We start from the raw sequence: 8,423 nt of genomic DNA, 5'->3' as shown, positions 1-8,423 counted from the left end.
GGACGGGCAGTCGATCCCAGCCGCGGCGCGGGGCTCGCTGGAAGCGGAGGCCGGAACAGCCAGCAGGGTGAAGGCGAGCGCGGCGACGGCCGCGGCACGCATCAGGTTCTTCATCATGTCCCACAGATACGGTCCACCGGCGCTTGGCGAGGTGACTCATCCGTGGGTTCACCCGCGCGGGCGGGCGCGCGGCGGGTGCTGGTGGCTTCCCGGGACGGGGTGCGCCCGCGCTGACGGCGCTGAGTGCTGGCGCGCGGCACCCGCCGGATCGGCCCGGGGCGCGCTGGGCGCTAATGCCGAGGGTGTCGCAGGCGGCGCTAAAGTCTCGGGAGACGAAGCCTGGCTCCGGTCGATGATGGTGCGCTCGACGATGCCTGTGGGGGTGGGGATGGCTGGACGCTGATGCCGAGGTGTTCGCAGGCGGTGGTGAACGCGGCGGAGACGAAGACTTTGCCGCGGTCGACGATGATCGTCTCGGGCAGGAGCGCACCGCGGCCAGGGAACGGCAGCAGCTCGACCAGGCCCCCCGCCCAGTGGCTGCCCACCTACGAGCCGTACCGCTGCCAGTGAACACCGTGGGGCGGTTCACCTGGAAGTCGTAGTAGTCCTCGAGACCAGCGCGGCGAAGACCTCGCCGGCACTGCGCTGTGCCTACGCTGGACAGGTAAGAAGTGCTGAGGTCAGCCGTAAGACCGGCCCCAGTCCCGACGCACCACCCGGGACACCTCATGACCATCACACGGAAAGTGGCCATCGTGACGGCCACCGCAGCCATAGGGCTGGGAACTATGATCAGCGGCGCCAGCGGCATGATCTCCCTCGCCCAGTCCGGCGACACCGCTGTCGAGGCGCAAAGCCCGCGGCCCCGGCCGATTCCGCCGCTCGCACCCCCCGGGCTCGGTCAGTCCGGGGTCGAGCGCCCCGATCAGGCGAACACCCCGGTCACCGGTCCCTCGAACAGGAACAACAACTAGGGCGTGTTTCGGGAAGTGGATCAGAGCTGGGTGTGTAATAGGCTCTAATGGCCTTCGCTCCTATACTGTGACGGATGCAGTCCATGACGATCAGGCGCGCGGTTGTGCAGGATGCAGAGCGCCTCACCACACTGATCCAGGAGTCCGGCGCCTGCAGGGGGAAGTACGCCTCGATCATCTCCGGCTACCGAGTCACCGCCGACTACATTGCCCGGCACCGGGTTTTCGCGGCCGTCGATGCGGTCGGGCGACTGCTGGGCTTCTACGCCCTGGTGTTGGAGCCACCGGAGTTGGACCTGGTATTCGTGGCGGATGGCGCGCAGGGAAAGGGTGTCGGCCGACTCCTCATCGAGCACATGATCGGCCAGGCGAGGGAGGCCGGCCTGACTGACGTTCGCGTGGTCTCTCATCCCCCGGCCGAGGAGTTCTACCGGCGGCTGGGCGCCGAGCGGGTGGGGACGGTCGCCCCGTCTCCGCCGAAGGTTGCATGGGAACGCCCGGAGTTGCGGTTCACCACCGTCTGACGAGGCGCGGCCGGTCGCACAGAGATCACAGCCACTCGTTGATGGCTGCTACGAGGACGGTTGTTTCGTAGCGGACGGCGAGCTTGTCGTACCTCGTGGCCACGGCGCGGTGCCTTTTGAGGCGTTGATACCGCACTCGACCGCGTGCCGCGCCTTGTAGTCCTCGGGGTCGAACGTCGGCGGACGGCCGCCGCGCGAGCCGCGCTTCTTGCGGTTACGAGCCTGGTCGGCCTTGTCCGGGATGGTGCAGCGGATGCCACGTCGGCGCAGGTAGACGCGGTTCTTGCGGGAGGCGTAGGCCTTGTCCGCGCGCACCCGCCTCGGGCGGGTGCGCGGCCTGCCCGACCCCAGGCGGGGCACCCTGATGCGGCCCAGGACGGCCTCGAACTGCGGGGAGTCCCCGCGCTGCCCGGCGGTGATCACGAGGAACATAGGCTTCTGCCCTTGGTCGACCGCCAGGTGCAACTTGGTGGTCAGCCCGCCGCGGGAGCGTCCGAGCCCATGGTCGTCCGGCTTGACGGCGACGCCGCTGGGCGGCTCCATTTGAAGGTCCCCCCTTTGCGCGCCCCGGCGGCGTGCTGGTGGGCCCGCACGATGGTGGAGTCAACGTTGATGTCCCAGGTGATCAAGTCCTTCGCATCTGCCCGGGCTTGGAGGGCGGTGAAGATCCAGCGCCAGGTGCCGTCCCGCTGCCAGCGGCGGAACAAGTCGTACACCCGACCCCACGGCCCGTACTCGGCGGGCACGTCCCGCCAGGGGACGCCGGTACGGACCCGGAACTGTATGCCGTCAATCAGCTGCCGCCGAGTCCATTTCGGCGGCCGACCGGGCTTCTTGCCCCTCGGCAACAGCAACTCCAGCGCAGCCCATTGTCCATCCGTCAGATCTCCACGTGCCACAAACCAAGATCACCCCATGGCCAAGATCGACTTCGACACACGCCCTAGTTGTCTCCGGCCGCTCCACCACCTGCCGCCACGCCTGGGCCGTGCCGCGGGGGCGAACCCCTGGCACCGGGCACGGATGCCGCGTTACCAACGGCCAGGTCCAGCAGTCGGCGGACGAGGTCGTCTCCTGGATCCACTGCACCGGATCGAGCGGTCTCGCCTCGCGGGTTCTACCGCCGGTAGAATAGGCGGTATGAGTAAGCCGACGAGCATCAAGACCAGCGAGGAAGTGCGCGACCGGCTGCGTGTCCTTGCCGAAGAGCGCGGCACCACCATCACCGAGCTGCTGGAAGAGCTCGCTTCCCGCGAGCTCACGGAAGCCGAACGAGAGCAGCGTGCAGCCGAGGCGGCCCGTGAGCTCGGCATCCAGTACACGCAGCAGGTCCAGCAGGCCGGTCAGGATGCCTGGGCGAAGATCCGCGCCCACCAGGGCGGCGCCGCCGCGTGAACCTGACGGCTGTCCTGGACCACACCGCCCTGGCCGCCCTGTACCGGGCCGACCCCTTCTTCACCGGCCTCTACATCGAGGCCTCGCGCGGCACCGGCCGCGTCATCATCCCCTCCCTGTCCATCCTCGCCGCCGAGCGGCAGGTCGCCGGGGCAGGCAAGCACGCAGCATCCTTGCGATTCGCCGAGAACATCCCATTCACCGCTGCGCACTCCGTAGACGCGATGGACTGGGAAAATGTGGACTGGCCGGTGGCCCACGCGGCTGCGATCGCCTGGCACGCGATCAAGGCAGGGGAGCCTCTCACGGTTCTGTCGCTGGAACCCGAGCTGTACGCGGGTACCGGTATCACTCCGCTGAACCCCACCTGACCCGCACTCCGGACGAAGGCGAGGCTGCTCCCGGGGGAGCGGCCTCGCCTTACTTCGGACGTGGCGGTGAGTGATCAGGCAGACGGCGAGTCCGAGGAAGGCCTCGTGGATGTCGTCGCGTCGTTCCCAGCGGATGCGCAGGCGGCGGAAGCCGTGCAGCCAGCTTCAAGACGCTGCTGCTGGGCCGCTATGACACCACCGGCCGCCTGCGCCTGGTTGCCCGGACCACGCCTGCGCACGGCCGACCGGCGTGAGATCGCCCAGCGCCTGGCCCGAGGCGGGCCGGACCACCCGTGGCACGGCCGCCGCTTCAGCGCCGGTTGGGGCACGCGGTGAGAGCTGGACTATTACCCTGTGGCGCCCGAGCTGGTCGCCGAGTTCATCGCCGACACCTCCATCGACGCAGGCCGCTACCGCCACCCGGTCCACTATCTGCGCCTTCGAGACGACCTCACACCCGACCTGACACCACCGTTCGACGCGTTCACCGCACTCAGGGGCGGCCCGCCGTGCCGACGTACATCTTGGTGACGTCGGTGATGAAGTCGCGGCTGCTGCCGGGGCTGAGGGCCAGGGCCTGGAGGTGGTCGAACATCACGCCGTAGTGCTGCACGTCGGACGGCTTCTCCAGGTAGAGATCGCTGGTGAACCGCTCCAGATACACCACCGTGGCCGCGGAGCTGTCGGCGAACTTCAGGATGGAGAACTGTCCTGACAGGCCCGGATGGGCGCCCACGGTGTGCGGGAGGACCTGCACCGTGATGTGCGGCTCGGTGCCAAGTGCGTTCAGGTGCTCCAGTTGTTCCCGCATGATGCCGGGAGAGCCGACGACACGGCGCAGTACCGATTCGTCCAGGACGACCCACAGGCGCAGCGGACGGGCCGGGTCGTAGATCCGGTGCTGACGGTGCAGCCGCACCTTCAGGCGCGCGCCGGCCTCTTCGGTGGTGAGCAGGGGGATCGTTTCTCCGATGACCGCGTCGGCGTAGGCGGGGGTCTGCAGCAGAGCGGGGATCGTCATGGGTTCGTAGGTGTGGAGGGAGGTGGCGTCCGTCTCCAGGCCGATGTAGACGCTCTGCGGGATGTCGCCGTAGGCGTGCCACCAGCCCTGTTGCCCGGATTCCTTGGCCATCGCCATGAGCGAGGCGATGACCTGCGGGTCCGTCACTCCGTAGATCGCGCACAGATCGCGCACATCGCGGGGGCTGATGGTGCGGCGGCCGTTTTCCAGGTGACTGATCTTGGGCTGGGAGACCATGAGCTGCTCGGCCGCTTCGGTGCTCTTCAGCCCACTGGCCAGGCGGAGCCGGCGCAGCTCGGCTCCCAGACGGCGTCTTCTGACGGTGGGGTTGCTGTTCGCCGCCACGAGCGGTGTACCTCCGGGCCTCAAGCCATCGTGCTGATCCACAGACTGCCATGGACATGGGCAGTCGATCAGGCGCCATGCCGTCGTGTTCGCGGCTGCCAAAATGGACTGTGACCTCTGCATTTGCCTCACGGCATGGACCGCCGGGCGTTCCACGGGGAGAGACCGGAAGCAGGCACTGAGCAGGCGGTCACATCAGACGACCCGCCGGATGTCCGCCGGGGTCGTCAGCCAGCACGACGGCGGCCCTGATGCTGCCCACCGGCTCGCGGCGCATCTCGAAGCTGCGGCACACGCCGATCACGATCTCCAGACCGTGCTGCCCGACCCGGCCCGGATCAGCGGCCCGGGCCACCGGCAGCGTCGGATCGGTGTCCCACACGCCGATCTCCACCGCGCCGTCGATGATCTCCAGATCCAGCAGACAAGGGCCGGGCGCGTACTTGTGCGCGTTGGTCACCAGCTCGCTGACCACCAGCTGCACCATGCCCATCGCCCGGTCCGACACCGGAATTCCGGGCACGGCCTGCACCTCGGTCGCCGCAGCAGCTGAACGAACACCTGACGGCGTTCCTGGGCTGATGCGGATCCATTCGGACTGGTGTCATCCATCAGTCATCTGCTGGATGGTCTTGAGTGTGTGACCTGCTCCGTTCTCGGCCGCCAGATGTTTCGCCGCTCTTGCGGCGGCTCGGTTGTGTGCCCGCTGCTTCACTACGCGATCAAGCGAGTCGGCAAGCCGTTCGGTGGTGAGGGACCGGAAGGGTAGCGGGTCGGTGGCGGCGCCGAGGGCGGCAAGCCGCAGTCCTGGCCCACCGGCCGGCGCCGGTCAGGGCCGGCTCCCTGATCGACGACACCGTCGCGCTCCTGGACACCCTCCCCGACACCGAACGCGACGACGTGGCACTGCTGGCCCTGTCCGTCCCCACCCGTGATGCCGCTCCCGCCGGCATCACCACCACCGCTCACAGCGCCGCAGCCCCGACCGCCGACGTCTCCGTCGGGCAGGAGAACCGACGCCCATGACCGACGCATTCCACATCGACGTCCCGACACCGATGGCGCCCTGGCCGTGATCGCGCTGTCCGGTGAATTCGACATCACCACCGCACCCGCCGTGCGGGCCCGCGCCCTGGAACTCATCGCGGACGGTCACCCCGACCTGGTCGCTGACCTCTCGGGCGTCACCTTCTGCGACTCCTCAGGGCTGGGCGCCCTCGTCGGCATCTGGCGCTGCGCCAAGGACGCCGACGGCTCGCTGACCCTGGCGGTCATCCCCGACTGGCTGGGCCGCCTGCTCAGCGTCGCCGGGATGGACACCTTCCTGCCCGCCTACCCCAGCGCCGACGGCGCGCTTGCCGCACGCCAGGGCAACCGCACCACCGCCTGAAACCTCTCGCTCGTCAGGGCGGCGCCAACAGCTGGCTAGCACTGCACGGCCCGGCCTTTCCTTCCGCAGGGCACGGGGGCATGGCCAAGCGCGCGCCGCGACCAACGTACTGGTCGTGACGCGCGCTCATCCGCTCCGCCAGGCGCTACACGTCGGGCCGCGGCGTACAGCACACCGGATGCTGCCTCTCCCCGCCGGGTTAGTGGGACTCGTCGTAGGGGTCGCGGCTGCCGGACTTGGCCAGCCCACGGCTGATCATGTAGCCGACGGTCAGGATCACGATGTACAGCCATGCCTTGTCGGCGCGGAAGTAGTCGGTGTGTCCCTCTTCGGTGCCCACGACCATGGAAGCGATCAGTACCGCGACCACGGAGGCGAGGTAGATGAAGAATTCGGTCGTCTTCAGAGCCGACTTCGTCTCGGTCGACAGGCGACGGGGACGGTGCGCGACAGAGCCGGTGCCAGCAGGATCGTTCGGGTTGCCGGCCGGGGTTCCGATGTTCATGGCGATGCATCCATCCAGTACGTGCGAAGCACCTCATGCACTCCACGAGGGCGGAAGCGCTGCGTCAAGATCAACGCTCCCAGCCCCCCGACTACCCCATGTCAGCTACGTAAACGGCAGATAAAGCTTGCCGAATACAGCAATCGTCTGGGGGCATCGCCTCGCCTACCGGTGCCGTGCGTCCTCTAGGCGCAGACGCACCTCTTCTTCTCGCCGCAGGCGTCGACGCTCGGCCTCCTCAGCCTTCTGTGCCCGCTGCTGCTCTTCCAGTTCCTGGCGGCGCCGCTTGGCGGCCTCCTCCTGCTCGTTCCGGGCCTCCCCCGACGGCTTGGTGCAGACGCGAGACGCCTGGAACGCCACCTGCAACGCGCTCGCCGCGCCCCACCGCCGTGACACCACCGCCCTGCGTCGCCGCCTGCTGCGCCTGTCGGTGCGGCTGTGGTGGCATCCGTACGGGGAGACCATCCGCTCGGCGCCGGCGGCGCGCACCGAGCTGCGGCAGATGACTTGCACCCGGGGAGCAACGCGGGCGGCGTAAACGTCTGCCCGGGAGCCGTCAGGAGGGTTGCGACAAGGGATGCAGTTCCGACTCTGCCTCCACGGGCCGCCGTGCTCGGACCCCTGTGTGTCGTCGTCCTCGCCGCTGTCCGGTCAGGCGGCGGCTGGGGGTGCGAGGGCGTCTTCGAGGGTGGGATACAGGGGGATGAGGTCGTCGAGGCCGACGATGCGTAGCAGGTCGAGTACGGGTGTGGGGGTGTGGGCCAGGCGCAGTGATCCGCCGTGGGAGCGGGCGGCGTTGTTCGCGGCGACGAGGACGTTGATTCCGCTGGAGTCCATGAAGGTGACGTTGCGGACGTCGACGACCGTGTGCGGGGTGGATCCGTCTGGTGGGGGCAGGGCCTGGCGGAAGGTGCCGGCGGTGGTGTGGTCGATGTCCCCGGCAAGAGCGACGACGTGGACACCGTCGGCGGTGGTGTGCTGGGCGACGGACAGATGGGCCTGGCTCACAGCGTCTCCGTCCGGTCCTGGGTGGGCGCTCGCGGCTGCGAGGCCGCTGTCCACGCAAACGCATGCGGCAGCACGGTGTCAACTGTGCCAGGCCAGGGTGAAGCGCATGAGGCGGGGCAGCCGGGAGGGGACCGTGCGATGCTTCGCGGGCACGACGTGAAGCTCGTGTAATGATCATGTGAGGCGGGGCGGGCGTATGGAGCAGGCCGCGGGAGACGAGGGACAGAAAACAGCGGACATCCGCCAGCTGTCGGCGTCTGCCGCCTACGACGGCGACTCTTCCTGTATCGGGGCGGCCCGTCATCTGGCGACCGGCTTCCTGGCCGAGGTGCAGGCCGTGCATGGGTTGCCGGTGTCCGAGCGGGCGATGGGCATGACGCAGCTGGTGGTCAGCGAGCTGGTCACCAACGCGGTGAAGTACGCGCCGGGCCCGGTCATGCTCGATCTTCAGATCACCGAGGGTGCGGTGCGGGTGTCGGTGTGGGACAGCGACCCGGTCCTGCCGGACGTCGCCGCCCACGACCCCCAGCGCGTGGGCCGCCACGGGCTGGAGATCACCCTCGCCGTCAGCCAGGCCTACGAGGTACGCCGCGAGCCGGTCGGCAAACGCGTCACCGCGGTGATCGCGCTGGCCGACGACCCGGGCGGAGACATAGCCGGCCGCACCACCTCCTGACCTCGCCCCCGCGCCCGGCACAACGACCGCTGCCGAAACCGTGCCCGGCCGGCCACCAGCCGACAAGACCGCCGGGCCGACTGACCCGAGAGCTCCCGCCACGCAACGGCACCGAACCCCAGCGGGACGTCGGCCCGGCGGTCTTGTCGGCTGGTGGCCGGCCGGGCACGGTTTCGGCAGCGGTCGTTGTGCCGGGCGCGGGGGCGAGGTCAGG

General features: G+C 69.0%; 11 protein-coding genes and 2 pseudogenes. 7 read left to right on the top strand and 6 right to left on the bottom strand.

The window, feature by feature from the left end; genetic code table 11:
• Positions 1 to 728: 728 nt before the first annotated feature.
• Positions 729 to 974 (top strand): hypothetical protein, encoded by a 246-nt coding sequence (locus CCN42_RS32775; RefSeq protein ID WP_143662097.1) that lies wholly within the window; start codon positions 729 to 731, stop codon positions 972 to 974.
• 74 nt (positions 975 to 1,048) lie between these two features.
• The gene (locus CCN42_RS32770; RefSeq protein WP_086741026.1) at positions 1,049 to 1,498 is read left to right on the top strand and encodes a GNAT family N-acetyltransferase; all 450 of its coding nucleotides are present in this window, start codon (positions 1,049 to 1,051) and stop codon (positions 1,496 to 1,498) included.
• A 25-nt stretch (positions 1,499 to 1,523) separates the two neighbouring features.
• Here CCN42_RS32770 and CCN42_RS32765 read toward each other — a convergent pair.
• A pseudogene (locus CCN42_RS32765) lies at positions 1,524 to 2,397 on the bottom strand (IS5 family transposase).
• A gap of 241 nt (positions 2,398 to 2,638) precedes the next feature.
• On the opposite strand from CCN42_RS32765, the gene CCN42_RS32760 reads away from it, so the two are divergent.
• Together CCN42_RS32760 and CCN42_RS32755 are read left to right on the top strand one after the other, a co-directional pair.
• The gene (locus tag CCN42_RS32760) at positions 2,639 to 2,893 is read left to right on the top strand and encodes a hypothetical protein (protein WP_086741025.1); all 255 of its coding nucleotides are present in this window, start codon (positions 2,639 to 2,641) and stop codon (positions 2,891 to 2,893) included.
• Positions 2,890 to 3,264, top strand: coding sequence for a PIN domain-containing protein (locus CCN42_RS32755; RefSeq protein ID WP_169731567.1), 375 nt, complete (start codon positions 2,890 to 2,892; stop codon positions 3,262 to 3,264). The genes CCN42_RS32760 and CCN42_RS32755 overlap by 4 nt, the downstream gene beginning before the upstream one ends.
• Before the next feature lie 72 nt (positions 3,265 to 3,336).
• Here CCN42_RS32755 and CCN42_RS32750 read toward each other — a convergent pair.
• The 3 genes and pseudogenes from CCN42_RS32750 to CCN42_RS32735 form a co-directional block, all read right to left on the bottom strand.
• Positions 3,337 to 3,429 (bottom strand): annotated as a pseudogene (locus CCN42_RS32750) (IS5/IS1182 family transposase); the annotation flags it as partial.
• A 328-nt stretch (positions 3,430 to 3,757) separates the two neighbouring features.
• On the bottom strand, positions 3,758 to 4,630 hold the full coding sequence (locus tag CCN42_RS32740) for a helix-turn-helix domain-containing protein (RefSeq protein ID WP_086741022.1): 873 nt from the start codon (positions 4,628 to 4,630) through the stop codon (positions 3,758 to 3,760).
• Positions 4,631 to 4,820: 190 nt separating this feature from the next.
• Positions 4,821 to 5,219, bottom strand: coding sequence for an ATP-binding protein (locus CCN42_RS32735; protein WP_086741020.1), 399 nt, complete (start codon positions 5,217 to 5,219; stop codon positions 4,821 to 4,823).
• 483 nt (positions 5,220 to 5,702) lie between these two features.
• Between CCN42_RS32735 and CCN42_RS32720 the strand changes: the two genes are divergently transcribed.
• Positions 5,703 to 6,020 (top strand): STAS domain-containing protein, encoded by a 318-nt coding sequence (locus CCN42_RS32720; protein ID WP_245877576.1) that lies wholly within the window; start codon positions 5,703 to 5,705, stop codon positions 6,018 to 6,020.
• A gap of 199 nt (positions 6,021 to 6,219) precedes the next feature.
• Here the strand turns inward: CCN42_RS32720 and CCN42_RS32715 are convergent, their stop codons facing one another.
• Positions 6,220 to 6,525 (bottom strand): hypothetical protein, encoded by a 306-nt coding sequence (locus CCN42_RS32715; protein WP_086741018.1) that lies wholly within the window; start codon positions 6,523 to 6,525, stop codon positions 6,220 to 6,222.
• Between the two features lie 331 nt (positions 6,526 to 6,856).
• Here CCN42_RS32715 and CCN42_RS32710 point away from each other — a divergent pair, with 331 nt between their 5' ends.
• A complete protein-coding gene (locus CCN42_RS32710) occupies positions 6,857 to 7,063 on the top strand; it encodes a hypothetical protein (RefSeq protein WP_422641225.1) in 207 nt (68 codons plus the stop codon).
• 113 nt (positions 7,064 to 7,176) lie between these two features.
• Here the strand turns inward: CCN42_RS32710 and CCN42_RS32705 are convergent, their stop codons facing one another.
• Positions 7,177 to 7,533 carry an STAS domain-containing protein gene (locus tag CCN42_RS32705; RefSeq protein ID WP_086741014.1) on the bottom strand — a complete coding sequence of 119 codons (357 nt, stop codon included), beginning with the start codon at positions 7,531 to 7,533 and terminating at the stop codon, positions 7,177 to 7,179.
• A 196-nt stretch (positions 7,534 to 7,729) separates the two neighbouring features.
• On the opposite strand from CCN42_RS32705, the gene CCN42_RS32700 reads away from it, so the two are divergent.
• Positions 7,730 to 8,209, top strand: a complete 480-nt coding sequence (locus CCN42_RS32700) for an ATP-binding protein (protein WP_086741013.1) — start codon at positions 7,730 to 7,732, stop codon at positions 8,207 to 8,209.
• Positions 8,210 to 8,423 lie beyond the last annotated feature (214 nt).

The organism is Streptomyces glaucescens (genome assembly GCF_002154375.1).
Classification (GTDB): Bacteria; Actinomycetota; Actinomycetes; order Streptomycetales; family Streptomycetaceae; genus Streptomyces; species Streptomyces glaucescens.
The sequence above is the reverse complement of the archived record's forward strand: the minus strand, read 5'-3'. Positions and strand labels throughout refer to the sequence as shown.